Source organism: Rhizobium leguminosarum (assembly GCF_004123835.1).
Lineage (GTDB): Bacteria > Pseudomonadota > Alphaproteobacteria > Rhizobiales > Rhizobiaceae > Rhizobium > Rhizobium leguminosarum_M.
The window spans coordinates 83,105-98,753 of sequence record NZ_MZMU01000026.1; the positions used below are offsets into that span (position 1 = coordinate 83,105).

The 15,649-nt window shown below is 60.9% G+C and carries 17 protein-coding genes and 1 tRNA gene; 12 read left to right on the forward strand and 6 right to left on the reverse strand.

The window, feature by feature from the left end:
• Nucleotides 1–29 precede the first annotated feature (29 nt).
• The 3 genes from B5P46_RS33240 to B5P46_RS33250 all read left to right on the forward strand — a co-directional run bounded on the left by B5P46_RS33240 (nucleotide 30) and on the right by B5P46_RS33250 (nucleotide 2,907).
• Nucleotides 30–815, forward strand: coding sequence for a hypothetical protein (locus tag B5P46_RS33240; RefSeq protein ID WP_129422426.1), 786 nt, complete (start codon nucleotides 30–32; stop codon nucleotides 813–815).
• Nucleotides 816–949: 134 nt separating this feature from the next.
• Nucleotides 950–2,518 carry a D-alanyl-D-alanine carboxypeptidase gene (locus tag B5P46_RS33245; RefSeq protein WP_129422427.1) on the forward strand — a complete coding sequence of 523 codons (1,569 nt, stop codon included), beginning with the start codon at nucleotides 950–952 and terminating at the stop codon, nucleotides 2,516–2,518.
• Nucleotides 2,519–2,631: 113 nt separating this feature from the next.
• Complete coding sequence (locus B5P46_RS33250; RefSeq protein WP_003539905.1) at nucleotides 2,632–2,907, forward strand: hypothetical protein; 276 nt, start codon at nucleotides 2,632–2,634, stop codon at nucleotides 2,905–2,907.
• Nucleotides 2,908–2,973: 66 nt separating this feature from the next.
• Here the strand turns inward: B5P46_RS33250 and B5P46_RS33255 are convergent, their stop codons facing one another.
• The gene (locus B5P46_RS33255; RefSeq protein WP_003559632.1) at nucleotides 2,974–3,411 is read right to left on the reverse strand and encodes a DUF1489 family protein; all 438 of its coding nucleotides are present in this window, start codon (nucleotides 3,409–3,411) and stop codon (nucleotides 2,974–2,976) included.
• A gap of 61 nt (nucleotides 3,412–3,472) precedes the next feature.
• Nucleotides 3,473–4,876, reverse strand: a complete 1,404-nt coding sequence (locus B5P46_RS33260; RefSeq protein ID WP_129422428.1) for an L-serine ammonia-lyase — start codon at nucleotides 4,874–4,876, stop codon at nucleotides 3,473–3,475.
• 357 nt (nucleotides 4,877–5,233) lie between these two features.
• On the opposite strand from B5P46_RS33260, the gene B5P46_RS33265 reads away from it, so the two are divergent.
• The gene (locus B5P46_RS33265; RefSeq protein WP_129422429.1) at nucleotides 5,234–5,671 is read left to right on the forward strand and encodes a VOC family protein; all 438 of its coding nucleotides are present in this window, start codon (nucleotides 5,234–5,236) and stop codon (nucleotides 5,669–5,671) included.
• 1 nt (nucleotide 5,672) lies between these two features.
• Here the strand turns inward: B5P46_RS33265 and B5P46_RS33270 are convergent, their stop codons facing one another.
• The gene (locus B5P46_RS33270; RefSeq protein WP_129422430.1) at nucleotides 5,673–6,872 is read right to left on the reverse strand and encodes an acyltransferase family protein; all 1,200 of its coding nucleotides are present in this window, start codon (nucleotides 6,870–6,872) and stop codon (nucleotides 5,673–5,675) included.
• Nucleotides 6,873–7,133: 261 nt separating this feature from the next.
• Here B5P46_RS33270 and rpiB point away from each other — a divergent pair, with 261 nt between their 5' ends.
• From rpiB to B5P46_RS33285, 3 genes are all read left to right on the forward strand, one after another.
• Nucleotides 7,134–7,583, forward strand: a complete 450-nt coding sequence (gene rpiB / locus B5P46_RS33275) for a ribose 5-phosphate isomerase B (protein ID WP_129422431.1) — start codon at nucleotides 7,134–7,136, stop codon at nucleotides 7,581–7,583.
• A gap of 244 nt (nucleotides 7,584–7,827) precedes the next feature.
• Complete coding sequence (locus B5P46_RS33280; protein ID WP_129422432.1) at nucleotides 7,828–8,592, forward strand: DUF599 domain-containing protein; 765 nt, start codon at nucleotides 7,828–7,830, stop codon at nucleotides 8,590–8,592.
• A complete protein-coding gene (locus B5P46_RS33285) occupies nucleotides 8,592–9,602 on the forward strand; it encodes a heparan-alpha-glucosaminide N-acetyltransferase (RefSeq protein ID WP_129422433.1) in 1,011 nt (336 codons plus the stop codon). The genes B5P46_RS33280 and B5P46_RS33285 overlap by 1 nt, the downstream gene beginning before the upstream one ends.
• Here the strand turns inward: B5P46_RS33285 and B5P46_RS33290 are convergent, their stop codons facing one another.
• Both B5P46_RS33290 and mgtE read right to left on the reverse strand, forming a co-directional pair.
• Entirely contained in the window at nucleotides 9,603–9,995 is a 393-nt protein-coding gene (locus tag B5P46_RS33290) for a MerR family transcriptional regulator (protein ID WP_129422434.1), read from the reverse strand. It abuts the gene before it with no gap.
• A gap of 63 nt (nucleotides 9,996–10,058) precedes the next feature.
• Nucleotides 10,059–11,474, reverse strand: a complete 1,416-nt coding sequence (gene mgtE, locus B5P46_RS33295; RefSeq protein ID WP_129422435.1) for a magnesium transporter — start codon at nucleotides 11,472–11,474, stop codon at nucleotides 10,059–10,061.
• A gap of 243 nt (nucleotides 11,475–11,717) precedes the next feature.
• Here mgtE and B5P46_RS33300 point away from each other — a divergent pair, with 243 nt between their 5' ends.
• From B5P46_RS33300 to B5P46_RS33310, 3 genes are all read left to right on the forward strand, one after another.
• Entirely contained in the window at nucleotides 11,718–12,212 is a 495-nt protein-coding gene (locus B5P46_RS33300) for a peptide deformylase (protein ID WP_129422436.1), read from the forward strand.
• Nucleotides 12,213–12,295: 83 nt separating this feature from the next.
• Nucleotides 12,296–12,814 carry a BON domain-containing protein gene (locus tag B5P46_RS33305; protein WP_129422437.1) on the forward strand — a complete coding sequence of 173 codons (519 nt, stop codon included), beginning with the start codon at nucleotides 12,296–12,298 and terminating at the stop codon, nucleotides 12,812–12,814.
• Between the two features lie 319 nt (nucleotides 12,815–13,133).
• On the forward strand, nucleotides 13,134–13,499 hold the full coding sequence (locus B5P46_RS33310) for a hypothetical protein (protein ID WP_020050075.1): 366 nt from the start codon (nucleotides 13,134–13,136) through the stop codon (nucleotides 13,497–13,499).
• A gap of 81 nt (nucleotides 13,500–13,580) precedes the next feature.
• On the opposite strand, the gene lipB is transcribed toward B5P46_RS33310, so the two are convergent.
• Nucleotides 13,581–14,300 (reverse strand): lipoyl(octanoyl) transferase LipB, encoded by a 720-nt coding sequence (gene lipB / locus B5P46_RS33315; protein ID WP_129422438.1) that lies wholly within the window; start codon nucleotides 14,298–14,300, stop codon nucleotides 13,581–13,583.
• Nucleotides 14,301–14,481: 181 nt separating this feature from the next.
• Between lipB and B5P46_RS33320 the strand changes: the two genes are divergently transcribed.
• Together B5P46_RS33320 and B5P46_RS33325 are read left to right on the forward strand one after the other, a co-directional pair.
• A tRNA-Leu gene (locus B5P46_RS33320) sits at nucleotides 14,482–14,566 on the forward strand.
• 97 nt (nucleotides 14,567–14,663) lie between these two features.
• Nucleotides 14,664–15,614 (forward strand): DMT family transporter, encoded by a 951-nt coding sequence (locus tag B5P46_RS33325; protein ID WP_206735444.1) that lies wholly within the window; start codon nucleotides 14,664–14,666, stop codon nucleotides 15,612–15,614.
• The last annotated feature ends 35 nt before the right edge of the window (nucleotides 15,615–15,649 follow it).

Genomic DNA, 15,649 nt, shown 5'->3' on the forward strand with positions numbered 1-15,649 from the left:
ATGAGAATCATCATCGGCACCGGCGGCTCATGTTCTTCCTGCGGCGGACCGAAACGCGAAGAACCGCCATGAGCCATGCCGCGCACAGCGCACCCGACGAGCAGCCGCTTCTTTCCATGGGGTTTCTCCTCCGCACGATGGCGGTGATCGCCGTCCTGGCGGTGCTGACTGTTGCCATCAGCATCGGCGGCCGTTGGTTCGGCCGGCATATCTCGCTTGCCGGCAATACCGACAGCACGGTTGAAATCAAGCTCGCCATCGGCCGCGACACCGTCAAATTCCCCGAGAATACCATCCGCTTCCCGAGTCAAAGGCATGAAGGCGCTGCCGAGCGCGTCGATCTCTACCTCGCCTGGCCGGAAATGCAGGGTTACGGCAAGGAAAACCACCTTCGATTCGACGATGTCGCCCAATCCTCCGGGCTGATCTTCCTGCAGATCACCCAGAGCACCATGTCGCGCGACATGTCCGGGCGGCTGGAGCCGATCTATTCGCATCTGCTCGAAGGACCTGCGGAGCCCTTCCGCGACGGGCTGACGCTGCACCGTCTTCGCGCCGATGCGGGTTACGGCGACGAGGTCCTGCTGACGGCGCCCGTCAAGGACGGGCCGGATTACGTCGTGCGCTGCATATTGCCTACAGCCCCGGATAAGGCGGCGGGCGGAGATTGTCAGCGCGATATCAAAGTCGGTCGGGATCTCAGCGTTCTCTACCGCTTCTCAAGCAGCCATCTCGACGACTGGGAACATATTGATGCCGCTATCCGCACCTTTGTAGACGCGCGTCTTGTGAACCGTTCTGCGACAACACCCTAAAATGCTCCCCGGACAGCGAAATAAACGATTCATCATAAACGGATTGGTAACGCCCAACCGGTAATTTTAGAAGATGAGCTGTGCGGCGGGAGGTGTGCGGTTCCTGCCAAATTCTGAAGTGCCAAATATCTGAAATGCAAGCGAAGAGTGGAATAGTGTCAAGGTCAGTCTCCTCCGTATCATCGTCCCGATCCGGCAGCTTTTTCGCAAGGCTGCTGGCGATCCTTTCGGTGGCCGTCACGATCGTCATGGTCGATTCGGTGAATGCCGACGCGGAAGCGGCAAATCCGAAATATGCAGGCATAGTCGTCGACGCCAAGACCGGCAACGTTCTCTACAGTGAGAACGCCGACCGGCTGCAATACCCCGCTTCCCTGACCAAGATGATGACCCTCTATATGACCTTCGAGGCATTGGAGCAGGGTCGCATCCGCCTCGATACGCCGGTTCCCTTCTCCGCCCATGCGTCAGCCCAGGCGCCGACCAAGCTCGGCGTACGCGCCGGCGGTACGATCACCGTCGAACAAGGCATTCTCGGTCTCGTCACCCTGTCGGCCAATGATGCCGCAACGGCGCTCGGCGAAATGCTGGGCGGCGGCAGCGAGGATCGCTTCGCCCAACTGATGACCGCCAAGGCGCATGCGCTCGGCATGACGCGCACCACTTATCGCAATGCCAACGGCCTGCCGAATACGGCGCAGATGACGACGGCGCGCGACCAGGCCCGCCTCGGGATCGCCCTTCGCCAGCATTTTCCGCAATATTACGGCTATTTCTCCACCCGCGCCTTCAAGTTCGGCAGCCGCACGATCCGCAGCCACAACCGCCTCGTCGGTTCAGTGCGCGGCGTCGACGGAATCAAGACCGGTTACACGCGGGCTGCCGGTTTCAATCTGGTCAGCTCGGTACAGGTGGACGGCAAGTCGATCGTCGGCGTCGTGATGGGTGGCGCCTCGACGCCCGCCCGCGATGCCCAGATGCGCAATCTGATCGCCAGCTACCTGCCGAAAGCATCGAGCCGTGGCGGTTCGTCGGCGCTGATCGCTCAGGCAGCCCCTGCCCCGGTGATGATCGTGACGCCGGCTCCGGTCCAGCCCAAGAAGGCTCAGCAAATGGCGAAGACCATCACCGCAGCGCAGCCGCCGATTTCCGCCGCTGCCGATCTCAGCCTGCCGCACAAAGGCCCGCTGCCGGATGCGCGCTATCAGGTCGCCGAGACCGAGGTCGCCTATGCCGAGACGGCTGCGCCGAAATCCGACAATCCACTGGTAGCACAGCCGATGCCGGCGCCGACCAAGGTCAAGACCATGGCCTTCAAGCCGCAGGCAGCGGTCGCCGCACCAAAGCCGATGCCCGCATCTATGCCGTCGGAACAGGGCGATACGTCGGTCGATAACGTCACGACGGCCTCGACCACTCCCTCCCCGACTCGTGCTGCTTCAACCAGCAACGGTCCGACCGGCTGGGTGGTGCAGGTGGGCGTCTCGCCGAGCCGGCAGATGGCCATGGATCTCCTGGAGGGCGCAAAGAGCAAGGGCGGCAAGGCATTGGCCTCGGCAAAGCCTTTCGCGGTCGCCTACGCCGCTGGTGGTGACCAGCTTTACCGCGCCCGCTTCGGCGGCTTCGACGATCAGCGCGACGCCGTCAACGCCTGCAAGGCCTTGAAGAAGGCCGGCATCAAGTGCTGGGCGGCTGCCCAATGAGCTATTCGATGCTGCCTGCAAGATGGCCGGCGGCATCGGTGACGGCCGGAATCGGTGTTTGCGTTTCCGGCCACCGTTCTTGAACTCGATCTGTATTGCGTACGGGGAAAACAATGGCGATCAATGAGAATGTTCCGGGAATGCCTTCAGACCGCCGCATGGCGGCCAAGGGGCGCTCATCTCTGCATCCGTTGCACGAGGCGGCTTTGCGCCTCGCCGAGATCGGCCTGCAGCGACCGAAGGCGAAGTCTCCGAAGACCCGGGATCTCATCAATCTGCTGCTGTGCCACGGTGCCCGCGCCTGGCGCTATTCCCAGCCTGAAGCCCGCATCCATCTGCATGTGACCTCGCCGGATGGCAGCGCGCCGGTGCAGCTGCGCCTGCGCTGAACTGCAGAGTGCCGCGCGTCCTTTCAGACGCGCGGGAACGTTCAATCTCGCTTCGATTTTCGGGGATTAGAGCAGACCAAGGTCGGTAAGCTCGCGGCGGAGATCCGCGGGCATTTCGGCAATGCCGGCGCCAAGGCTTGTCAGGTCGCGCGGCACGTCGTCCTCAGTGTAATAACGCCAGCCCTGGAAGGGACGCTTCGGCTGCACTGCCGTCTCAATGACCTCCGGGCCGAGCATCAGGCGGCAGCGTGAAATCCCCTCGCCGTCGGTGAAGGTCTCGATGTCGAGCAGCTTCTGCCGTGCCTGCACCTGCCCCTTGATCACCCAGTAGAGCGAGCCGCCGTCAAGCAGCTCCTCCATACGCTTCGGCGCCATGCGCGTTGTATGCACCGAATGCGGCTCGAGGCCGGCGGCGATGGCACGTAGCGAGCGTTCCGCCACCCATTCGCGCAGATCGTCTATCGAGTCGGCGCCGACACAGAGTTTGATGAGATGCAATGCCATGCTGCCGTTGAAATCCTTTTGGCAGCGAGCGTCAAGCGCCAAGCATGCAGCGTCCACAAACTCAGCATTCGACGACGTTGACCGCCAGTCCCCCGGTAGAGGTTTCCTTGTATTTCTCGCTCATGTCATGGCCGGTCTGGCGCATCGTCTCGATACAGGCATCCAGCGGCACGAAATGCTGGCCGTCGCCCTTGATGGCGAGCGAGGCAGCCGTGACGGCCTTGACGGCGCCGAGCGCGTTGCGCTCGATGCAGGGAACCTGCACGAGGCCGGCGATCGGATCGCAGGTCATGCCGAGATGATGTTCGAGCGCGATCTCGGCGGCGTTTTCGATCTGCTCCGGCGTGCCGCCCATGACGGCGGCAAGGCCCGCGGCCGCCATCGCCGCCGCCGATCCCACTTCGCCCTGACAGCCGACCTCGGCGCCCGAGATCGAGGCATTGTGCTTGATGATGCCGCCGATAGCAGCGGCCGTCAGCAGGTAGTCGCGGATACCGTTCTGGTCCCAGTCCTCGTGGAAATGCTCATAATAGCGGATCGTCGCCGGAATGACGCCGGCTGCCCCGTTGGTCGGCGCCGTGACGACGCGCCCGCCGGCTGCATTCTCCTCGTTGACGGCCATCGCATAGACGCTCAGCCAGTCGTTGGCGAGCAACGGGTTGATGCGGTTGCTGCGCCACTCCTCTTCCAGCTTGTCGTGAATTCGGCGCGCGCGCCGCTTGACGTTGAGACCGCCGGGCATGACGCCCTCGACTTTGAGGCCGCGTTCGATGCAGGAGCGCATTGCCTCCCAGATGCGGTCGAGCCCCTGGTCGAGTTCCTCTTGGCTGCGCTGGCTCTCCTCGTTCGCCCGCTTCATCTGGGCGATCGACAGCCCTGAGCGTTCCGCCATCTCGAGCATCTGCTTGGCGGTTGAGAAGGGATAGGGCACACGCGTGCCGCCGGGCGCGTTCTTCTTCGCGCGCATCTGCTCGAGCTCGGTGTCGGTGACGACGAAGCCGCCGCCGACCGAGTAATAGATGCGCTTGACGAGAAGCCGGCCGTCCCTGTCATAGGCGGAAAAGACCATGCCGTTGGCATGGCCGGGCAGCGGCTGTTTTTTGTCGAAGATCAGGTCGGTCTTCGGCTGGAATTGATAGGCGGGATGGCCCTGCGGCGTGATGCGGCCGGTGCGCTCCACCGCATCGACGATGCCGTCCATTCTGTCGGGATCGACGCTGTCGGGCGCCTCGCCCATCAGCCCGAGAATAACAGCCCTGCCCGTGCCGTGGCCGATACCGGTATGGGCGAGCGAGCCGTGCAGGCTGACCTTGATGGCTGTGACCTGCGCGCCCGATGACGGGCGTGGCCATTCGTTCGAGAGGATCAGCTCAAGAAACCGGTTGGCGGCCGACATCGGACCCATCGTGTGTGAGCTCGACGGCCCGACACCGATCTTGAAGACATCGAATACCGAGAGAAACATGGGTGCGCCTTCTGAATACGAGGATGCAAGCTTAAGCGAGGTCGGTTTCGAATCCGTGCAGCACACCGACATCGCATGGAGCCGGTGCGACATTCCGGCTGCACACTGGAGCGCCGCCTGTCCAATAGGACGCGCAGGCACTTTGAGTGTGCGCATAATCCTTCCCGAAAATCGAATCCGATTTTCGGGAAGGATTATGCGCTAAATTAAGCGGCCCGCCTTACCAAGCATTGCTGCATTCAATGAAGCCTATGCGGAGGAAGAACTGGTAGCCTTATCTTGACAGTCTGCACCAACTCCCAATGTCCTGCTGACGTCGATGCTAGACGACACCTTGCAGATTGGGAGATTGGACACATGGCGCTCAAACGGATGGACAACGTGGGAATCGTCGTCGATGACCTCGAAGAGACGATTGATTTCTTTCGCGACCTCGGCCTCGAGCTCGAAGGGCGGGCTGCGATCGAAGGAGAATGGGCTGGACGTGTCACTGGACTGGGCGATCAGCACGTCGAGATTGCCATGATGCGCACGCCGGACGGCCACAGCCGGCTCGAGCTCTCCCGCTTCCTCAGGCCGCCTGCCGTCGCGGATCACCGCAATGCCCCGGTGAACGCTCTAGGCTACCTCCGCGTCATGTTCGCCCTTGATGACATCGACGAGACGCTTGAGAGGCTCCGCAAGCGCGGCGTGCAGCTCGTCGGCGAAGTCGTGGACTATCAAGACACCTATCGGCTCTGCTACATCCGCGGGCCTGGAGGGCTTCTCATAGGACTCGCCCAAGAACTTAGCTGAGCTATGCGCGAAGCTTCTCGTTGCGATCATCTTGAATGACCGTGCCGTCGGTTCCATCCCGGGGTTCGGCCGCCGTTGAGATTTGTCGTTGATCGGCCATGGCTGACGTTGCGCCGCTCAGCAGGCGCTTTTCGATCTCCTGCAGGTCCAGAATTGCGCGATCCATGTGGTCGGCCGGAGTTTCGCGCGAAACGAGACGCCAGCGATTATCCTGCCATATCAGGACCAGCATCCGCCGGCCTGGAACCTCTATCGTCTCGTGGATGAACCATGCCCCGACCACCGCAACGCAAAGCGTCACCAGGATGAGCGCCGGTTCGGGCATCAAGGCATCAAAAGTCAGACGCGCCAGGAACATGACGGGGACATGGAAAAGGTAAAGTGAAAAACTGATCTTTCCGAAAAACCGTACTGGTGCAGCTGCCAGGACACGGGCAGCGATGGGAGGCTGTCGAGCGACAAGCCCGACAATGACGGCTGCGGCCACCGCACTTTGCAGGCCCCAAAATTCAGGGGAAAAGCCGGGCAAGATATGCCGGTAAGTGAAGAACACCGCCAGAAGGAAAAGCGTTGAAATACCTGTGAGGACAGATGGAACCCATCTGTTCCAGTAGGAATGCATGATCCCGGCAAGTGCCCCGAAAAGAAAGTAAGGAAGCTTGGAGACGAGCACTATTCCCGGGCCTGGCAATTCAACCAGGCCATCCACGACGACGGCCACCGTGAGGCCCACAATCATGCCGCTATGGCGGTGCGGCTGGGTCAAGCAAAGCCACAGGACGGGAAAGAGCAGATAAAACTGGATCTCGGGCGGTATCGACCAGAAAACACCACTCGAGCCGAGCAGAAAGACATGGCGCACAAAATCCGTGCCGGTAACGATCGGCTGAACAAAATCCAGATTTTGCATGCTCGACAGCATCGCCACGAGAACGACGGCCGTCAGATAAACCGGATAGATGCGGGCAAAGCGGCTCACAAGAAAATCCAGCACGTTTTCTTTCGTGACCGGCCGTGAGCCGTAGAGATGAGCCATCAGGAAGCCGCTGAGAGCAAAAAACAAACCGACAGCTTCGTCGCCCATCGTCACGAGATGCGGCGCTGTGATCGGAAAGATAAGGCCAATATGGGCTCCAACGACCAGAAGCGCAGCGACACCGCGCAGGCCATCGAGACTGGGAATGTAATCCGGCCGGCTCATGGGTCACTTTTGAATCAGGTTTTCAGTCCTGAACAATTGGCCATCACGACTTTATAAGCGGTTAACGCGGCGCCCTGCTCGTGCGCCTCTGGATTGCTGTGGCGCTAGAGCGCCGTGCGTCCTTTTCGGACGCACAATGGACACTCTACGCTTTGAATCTACGCATCGTGCTTTCCGAAAATCGATTCCGATTTTCGGGCCGATGCGCTAGCGTGCATCGTCAGGACGGCAAATTGCTTTGGAAAACGGGACCACTTCTCCATGACAGCCACCAACCGCATCGCCCTCTCCAGCGACCATGCCGCCATTCAGCTCCGGCAGGCCATTGCCGGTCATATCGCGGCGCAAGGCTGGATAGCGGTCGATATCGGACCGACAACGCCGGAGAGCACACACTATCCTCAGCACGGTGAAGCGGCGGCGCGTCTCGTCGCCTCCGGCGATTGCCGGTTTGGCATCATTCTATGCGGCACCGGCCAGGGCATCATGATGGCGGCGAACAAGATAAGGGGCATCCGTTGCGGCGTCTGCGCAGACACATTCTCGGCCCGCATGATCCGCCAGCACAACGATGCCAACATGCTTTCGATTGGCGTGCGCGTGGTCGGCGAAGGGCTGGCGCTCGATATCGTGGATGCGTTCCTGACCGCTCGTTTCGAGGGCGGCCGGCATGCGACGCGGGTGGGGATGATTGAGGCGCTGGAGGGGTAGCGCCGTCCTTTTTTTCTTCTTCGGGTTGCCGCCCCGAATCCGCAAGCTGACGAATGACCGCATTGCTGTCGTTCGTTCCAGAAGATGCCGATCGGCTGTCCACCAAGCCTTGTCGTTTCCCGACGGCTCGATTATGCCGAACTGCCGCATGGCCGAAAGCCCGCGTAAAGCCGCCGAACTCGGCCATGCGGCATAATCCGATTTGCGGCATAGTGGCCGCGTTCATGCGGAGACTGAATCACTGATGACGACGGCGGATTATATCGCTCTGGCTTTCTTTGCCTTTGTCTGGATGGGCTATTCCTGGCTCCTGCACGGCCGCACCTTCTTCGGACGCACTAGCCTGACCCATGCGATGACCGAACGGCGCCGGGAGTGGATCTACAATTCGCTGCGCCGCGACCTGAAGATGATCGACACGCAGATCATGGCCGGGCTGCAGAACGGCACCGCCTTCTTCGCTTCGACTTCGATCTTCGCGATTGGCAGTTGCTTTGCTTTGCTCGGCGCGACGGAGAAGGTCGACGCCGTCTTCGCCGACCTGCCCTTCGTCTTCCATGGCGGCCATGCCGTCTTCGAGATGAAGGTCGGCGGCCTGGCAGCGCTTTTCGGCTATGCCTTCTTCAAATTCGGCTGGTCCTACCGGCTGTTCAACTACTGCACCATCCTCTTCGGCTCGATCCCGATGATGCGTGACACCGAGCGCGACATCATCGCCGCTGAGCGGGCCGCCGAACGCGTCATCCGCATGAATGTCATTGCCGGCAGCAATTTCAACGAGGGCCTCAGGGCGATCTTCCTGTCGATCGGCTATCTCGGCTGGTTTATCAACCCCTATGTCTTCATGCTGACGACGGCGATCGTCATCTTCGTGCTTGCACGGCGGCAGTTCTTCTCGGAGGCGCGGCTGGCGATCATGGATGCTGGCCCGCCATCAAATCTCCACCTTTCTGATATTCGCCGCGATATGCCGTCGAGCGACGGACCTGATTTGCCCGAGGGACTTTGATGACATTGCCGGCAAGGGAAGCCGATGCGGCGGCAAAGCCGCCGCGCATCGGTCTATTGGATACGGCGCGCGGCGTCGCGCTGATCGCCATGGCGACCTATCACTTCAGCTGGGATCTGGAATACATGCATTATCTCCCGCCCGGAGCGGCGGAGGGCGGATGGCTGAAGATCTATGCGCGCGTAATCGCGACGACCTTTCTCTTCATTGTCGGCGTCAGCCTGGTGCTCGCCAGCCGGCCTGAGATACGCTGGACATCTTTCTGGAAGCGCTTAGGCATGATTGCTGGTGCAGCTGCAGTCATATCGGCTGCCACACGCTACTTCATGCCCGACGAATGGATTTATTTCGGCATCCTGCATTGTATAGCGGTTCTGAGCCTGATCGGTGTGGTCTTCCTGCGCCTGCCACTTGCGCTAACGCTGCTTGCCGCTCTCGCGCTGCTCGCCGCGTGGATCGCCGATTCCTTCATCATGCCGGGTATTCTCGATTGGCATCTTTTTGATCCGAAATATCTCGCCTGGCTAGGCTTTGCAGCGACGCCCGACCGGTCGAACGACTACGTGCCGCTCTTTCCATGGGCCGTCCCTTTCTTCGTCGGCATAAGCCTCGCGCGCCTGGCTTTTTTGACGACGCTGCCGCAGCGGTTGGCAGCATTCGGCACTGGCGGCACTTGGCTCGCGCGCATCGGCCGCCACAGCCTCGCTTTCTATCTCATTCACCAGCCGGTCCTGATCGCCATCGCCTTTGGCCTGACTTTCATCATCGCGCGGCCGCAACCCGATCCGGCTGTCTATCTGCGGCAGTGCAATACCGCCTGCACAGTCGAACAGGGCGAAGCGATCTGCCACAGCTTCTGTCAGTGCACGCTCGATCAAATGCAAGCGCAGCAGCTCTTCGCGCCGTTCCAGTGGGGGACGGTCAAAGGGGATGATGAGCGGATTACTGCGCTTGCCAGCCAGTGCAGCGCCGAGATCGAGCCTGCGCCCGCGCCACAGCCCCAGCAATGATCAGGTGTTGACGCCGATTTCGGCGAGGCGGCCGAGGCAAGTCTCTTCGATAGAGTCGAGTTCCGCCAGCGTATCGTCGATATCCTTGCGCTTCTGGCGCAGGTCGTCGCGCTTCTCGTCGACGCGCTTCATCAGGAGCTTCAACTGGCCGAGTTCGCCCGGCGGCTCCTTGTAGACCTGGATGATCTCACGGATCTCCGCGATGGTGAAGCCGATGCGCCGGCCGCGGAGAATTTCGCCGATCAACCGCCGGTCGGCTTGCCGAAACAAACGCGTGCGCCCACGCCGCTCCGGATGGATCAGTCCCTCGTCCTCGTAGAAGCGGAGCGTGCGCGTCGAGACCCCGAATTCGCGCGTCAGTTCCGTTATGCTATAATATTTGTTCACCGGCATGTGTTCCCCGTCGTCGGACAGACGATAATATTGACTTTTACGTAATAGTCAATTTTTGGGCGGTCAGATGCCGAACCACCATGTGGCGATACCAAGAAAGGCGAAGAAGCCGGTACAGTCTGTCACCGTCGTGACGAAGACCGACGAGGCGATCGCCGGATCGGCGCCCATCTTGTCGAGCAGCAGCGGCAGCAGGATGCCGGCAAGGGCTGCCGCCATCAGGTTGATGACCATCGCCGCCGCAATCACCCCACCGAGCTGGTAGTCGTGGAACCAGGTCCCGGCGATCGCGCCCATGATCGTCGCGAAGACGATGCCGTTGAGGATGCCGACGCCCGCCTCCCTGCGGATGATGCGGCCGGCATTGTAGATGTCGAGATCGCGGGTGGCGAGCGCGCGCACCGTCACCGTCATCGTCTGCGTGCCGGCATTGCCGCCCATCGAGGCGACGATCGGCATCAGCACCGCAAGCGCGATCATCTTCTCGATCGAGGCGTCGAACAGGCCGATGACGCTTGCCGACAGCATCGCCGTGCCGAGATTGATCAAAAGCCACAGGAAGCGCGAACGCACCGTCGAAAGCACATTGTCCGACAGCTCTTCGTCGCCGACGCCGCCGAGGCGCTTGATGTCCTCGTCCGCCTCCTCGTGGATGACGTCGACGACGTCGTCGATGGTCAGCACGCCGACCAGCCGGCCGTTTTCGTCGACGACGGCGGCTGAGAGAAGGTCGTACTGCTCGAAGAGCTGGGCCGCCTCCTCCTGGTCCATCTCGGCCGGAACCGGATGGTTGGTCTCACGCATGATCTGCTCGATCTTCGTCTGCCGCTTGGTGCGCAGGATCTGGTCCAGATCGACGGCGCCGAGCAGCTTGAAGGTCGGATCGATGACGAAGATCTGCGAGAAGGAATAGGGCAGATCCTCTTCGTCGCGCATGTAGTCGATCGTCTGGCCGACCGTCCAGAACGGCGGCACGGCGACGAATTCCGTCTGCATGCGGCGCCCGGCCGAGCTTTCGGGATAGTCGAGCGCCCGGCGCAGCCGCACCCGCTCGGTGAACGGCAGCTGGGCGAGGATCTCTTCCCGGTCCTCCTTGTCGAGGTCTTCGAGAATGTAGACAGCATCGTCCGAATCGAGCTCGCCGATCGCGGCGGCGATCTGCGCGTTCGGCATCTGGTCGACGATTTCGCGGCGGATCGCCTCGTCGACCTCGGTCAGCGCCGTCATGTCGAAATCGTCGCCGAGCAGGCGCACCAGCGCCAGGCGCTGATCCGGCTGGATCGATTCCAGCAGGTCGCCTATTTCGGATTCATGCAGGCGGGCAACGTTTTGGCGCAGGAACAGCGTGTCGCGGTCGGCGATCGCGGCACCGACAAGCGCCAGGAAATCGCCGCGGACATTGCCGTCCTCGTCGTAGATATCGGCTTCCTCGTCATCGGGACGCCTGCGAATGCGGTCTTCCCCATCGGTCGTCGTCATCTGCCGCCCTCGCATCTGGTTCGAATTTCAACGACTGCCGCGCCGCATTCGCAAATGTCGGCCGAAAACACATTGTCAACAAGCGGATAAGCCAATCCCACGCGAGGCTCCCGCAGCCGGAATTCTTGGCCCCCTGCTAGCCCAAAGCATCCGTGTCGTAAAGCGGCAAACCGTGCTTCGTGATGACAATGCACGCGGCCGGCGATAGTTTCCTCACCCGTCCAAGCAGAGGAAGCCCGCCCCATGCCCATCCGTCCGATTCTGCGTTATCCGCATCCGGGCCTGAAGACTGTCTGCGCGCCGGTGACGGCCTTCGATTCCTCGCTCACAGCCCTTGCCGGTGACCTGCTGGCGACGATGCGCGCAGCTCCCGGTGTCGGCATCACCGCCGCCCATATCGGCGTCTTCAGCCGTGTCACGGTGCTGGAACTCGATAAGGCCGACGGCGTGCGCCTTTACGTCAATCCTCATATCACCTGGTTTTCGAAGGAGACGATGAACCATCCCGAAGGCAGCGTCTCGATGCCCGGCGCGACAGACGAGGTCACCCGCCCGCGGGCGATCCGCTTCCGCTATCAGGATGCCGAGGGCGCCGTGCACGAGGACGGTGCCGAAGATTTCCTCGCCATCTGCATTCAGCATGAAGTCGACCAACTCGACGGCATATTCTGGCTGCAGCGCCTCTCGCGGCTGAAGCGCGATCGTGTCGTGAAAAAATGGGAGAAGGCCCAGGGCTGACAATCACGGCTGACAAATCACCGTCCATGCCGAACCATTCACTGCTGCCGGCGTTTCCAGCAGAGAAACAAGGAGCAAATGCAATGGCAAAGATCGGTAACAAGACCCAGTTTTCCCACGAAAAGCCTGAGCTTTCCCGGGAAGAAGATTATCGCGATCTCGAAGAGCGCAATCTCGACGACGGCTGGCCCTATGCCGATGGCAGCGGCGCCGGCACCGGCGGCCCGGATAATCGTCCTTACGGCGAGACAGCTGCCAATTTCGACAGCGATCCCAACAAGGGCTTCCGGATAGATGGCACGGATGAAGACGGCAACGAGAACCGCCTGAGAGATTCGCTGCGCGCAGATACGATCGACCGCGGCGAAAGCGACGACCTCGAAGCGCGAGTGAACGACAATCTCGAAAACATTCCTGAGGTCGATATCGACAGCATCGAGGTTCACGCAGACGGTCACGTCGTCACCCTGGAAGGATCGGTGGAGACGATCGGCATCGCCCGCAAGGTCGAACTCGGCGCGCTTTCGGTGGACGGCGTCCATCATGTCCGCAACAAGTTGCAGCTGACCGGTGTCGACGCGCATATCCCGAACGAGGACTAACGCATTACGCACAGCGCAGATCATCAACGGGAGGGGCTGCCGCCTTCCGTTGATGATCGTTCTCAACATTACTAAAAGTTAACAATTTACGATTGTAGCAACAACTGCCTTATTCACGAGACCAATCGCCGATTTCTGTTAGGCGGCTTCTGTCACGATAACGTCAATTCCGTTGACAACACTGCGATTTCATTTGGACAAATGGTCGCGGCTGCGTCGCCACATTATCACAAAATTGCCTGAATTGGGGCGCGAACTCGTGTGTGCCGAGGGTTAGTTTATGTTGTGGAATTCAACAGCAGATTGAGGAGATAGACCCATGCGCATCAAATTTGCCCTTGCCGCGTCCCTGTTCGCCGTCAGCCTTGCCGGCGCTGCCTTCGCCCAGCCCACCTATTCCAGCGATTACACCAACGACAGCGACGGCTTTGCCCCGAGCCCGATGTCGAAGCCCGCTCCGGTCCACTACAGCAGCCACAAGGCGCCGGCCTATTCCAGCGACTACACCAATGACAGCGACGGCTTCGCCCCAAGCGCCATGGCGACTCCTGTCGTCGACAAGACCGCAACGGCCGGTATCAACCCCCTGCCCCCATGCCACAGCATGATTGGCCCGAAGGGCTCCCACACCAAGGGTGCAGACAGCGGCGCCTCCCGCACCGAAGCATGCCGCGCGACGCATTGATCTGATAAAGAGAAGGGCCGAAAACGGCCCTTCTCTTTTCAATCCATCTCTGTACGCCCGGCGAGCGGTTCCCCAAAGGGGTCAGGTTTCGCCCGTCGTTTCGCCAAAAACCGCCTCGAAGGCGGTGCGCAGGCGGATATCGACATCAGCCATCATCACGGGCAAGCCAAGGTCGACGAGGCTGGTCACGCCATGGGCTGAGATCCCGCAGGGCACGATGCCGCCGAAATGATCGAGATCGGGATCGACGTTGAGCGACAGTCCGTGGAAGGTCACCCATTTCCGCAGCCTTATGCCGAGGGCGGCGATCTTGTCCTCGGCCATCGTCCCATCGGTCAGCAATGGCTTTTCCGGCCGGCGCACCCAGACGCCGACCCGATCTTCACGTCGTTCACCGCGGACATTCATCATGTCGAGTGTGCGGATGACGACATCTTCAAGGGCGGCGACGAAGGCGCGCACGTCCTGGCGCCGCCTTTTCAGATCGAGCATGACATAGGCGACGCGCTGGCCGGGTCCATGATAGGTGTATTCACCGCCACGCCCTGTCGCAAAGACCGGAAACCGGTTCGGCTGGACGAGGTCCTTCGCATTGGCGCTGGTGCCGGCGGTATAGAGCGGCGGATGTTCGACGAGCCAGACGAGCTCATCACCGCCATCGGCGATCACAGCCACCTCGCGCTCCATCGTCTCCACCGCCTCCTCATAGGGGACGAGGCCATCGGTGATGCGCCAGCGTACCGGCCGGGTTCCGAGTTGGGGAAGCATGGAGAATTCGAGATCGGTGCGAAGCATGGCCATTCCTTGCCGCTCTCCCCGAAATGCCTGAAAAAAGGGGCGACAGCACAGCTATATGGACCCGTTTCGGGGCCAATTCAAATGCTGTGAGCGGTTTTGAAAAAAACTGTCATATCGCCCTTGTGCACCCCAGATGCTTTTGCTACATGCTGCCCCGCCGACGCAAATCGGCACCTACCACGATGCGGTCGTGGCGGAATTGGTAGACGCGCAGCGTTGAGGTCGCTGTGGGGCAACCCGTGGAAGTTCGAGTCTTCTCGACCGCACCATTTCCCTTCAGGGAAACGCTCTCTAAGCGAAGATTTCGTTTTCACCGCGAAGCCATTTGCGATTGCTCGGCTTGATTGCCCGGCCTTCTCATGGTTGATGGCGTCATCCTCGCAAGAATCAGCAGCCATGTCAGAGCCCCATCAAAATTCCCTGCAGGGCATGGCCATCATGTCCGGCGCCATGCTCATCCTGCCGATCATGGACGCCATCGCCAAATACATGGCGACCTTCGAGGCGATGTCGCCGGGTCAGGTGACCTTCTACCGATTCTTCTTCCAGATCGCCTGCACCCTGCCGATTCTTTTCGCCCTTTTCGGGCTGAAGGCGCTTTCGGCCCAACGGCCGTGGATGAACCTGCTGCGCGGTGCGCTGCATGGTGGCGCGAGCCTGCTGTTCTTCGTCGCCGTCAAATACATGCCGCTTGCCGATGTCTTCGCCATCTATTTCGTCGAGCCTTTCATGCTGGCCGCTCTGTCGGCGCTGTTTCTCGGAGAGAAGGTCGGCTGGCGGCGTTGGACGGCGATCGTCGTCGGCTTCGGCGGCGCGATGATCGTCATTCAGCCGAGCTACGAAATCTTTGGCCTGAAGGCGCTGCTGCCGGTCGCCTGCGCCTTTCTGTTCTCGCTCTATCTCTTCCTCAACCGCGCCATCGGCGAGGCCGATTCGCCGTTGACCATGCAGACGATGGCCGGCATCGGCGGAACGGTCTTCATGGCAGCCGCCCTTCTCCTCGGCAGCAGCTCCGGCAATGCCGATTTTGCCGTCTCCCTGCCCTCCTCCGGCCTCGGCCTTGTCCTGCTTCTCGCCCTCGGTTCGATCTCGGGATATGCGCATATGCTCGTGGTCCGGGCTTTCCGCCTCGCGCCGCTGTCGCTGCTTGCGCCGTTCCAGTACTTCGAGATCATCTCGGCGACCGTTCTCGGCTATGCGTTGTTCAACGATTTCCCGAGCTTTTCCAAATGGATCGGCATCTTCATCATCGTTGCTTCAGGCCTCTTCATCATCTGGCGGGAGCGGCTGCAGGCGCAGTCGTTAAAATCTTCCTGACCCCGGGAATATCGGGTTAACTCCTCTTCTTGAGG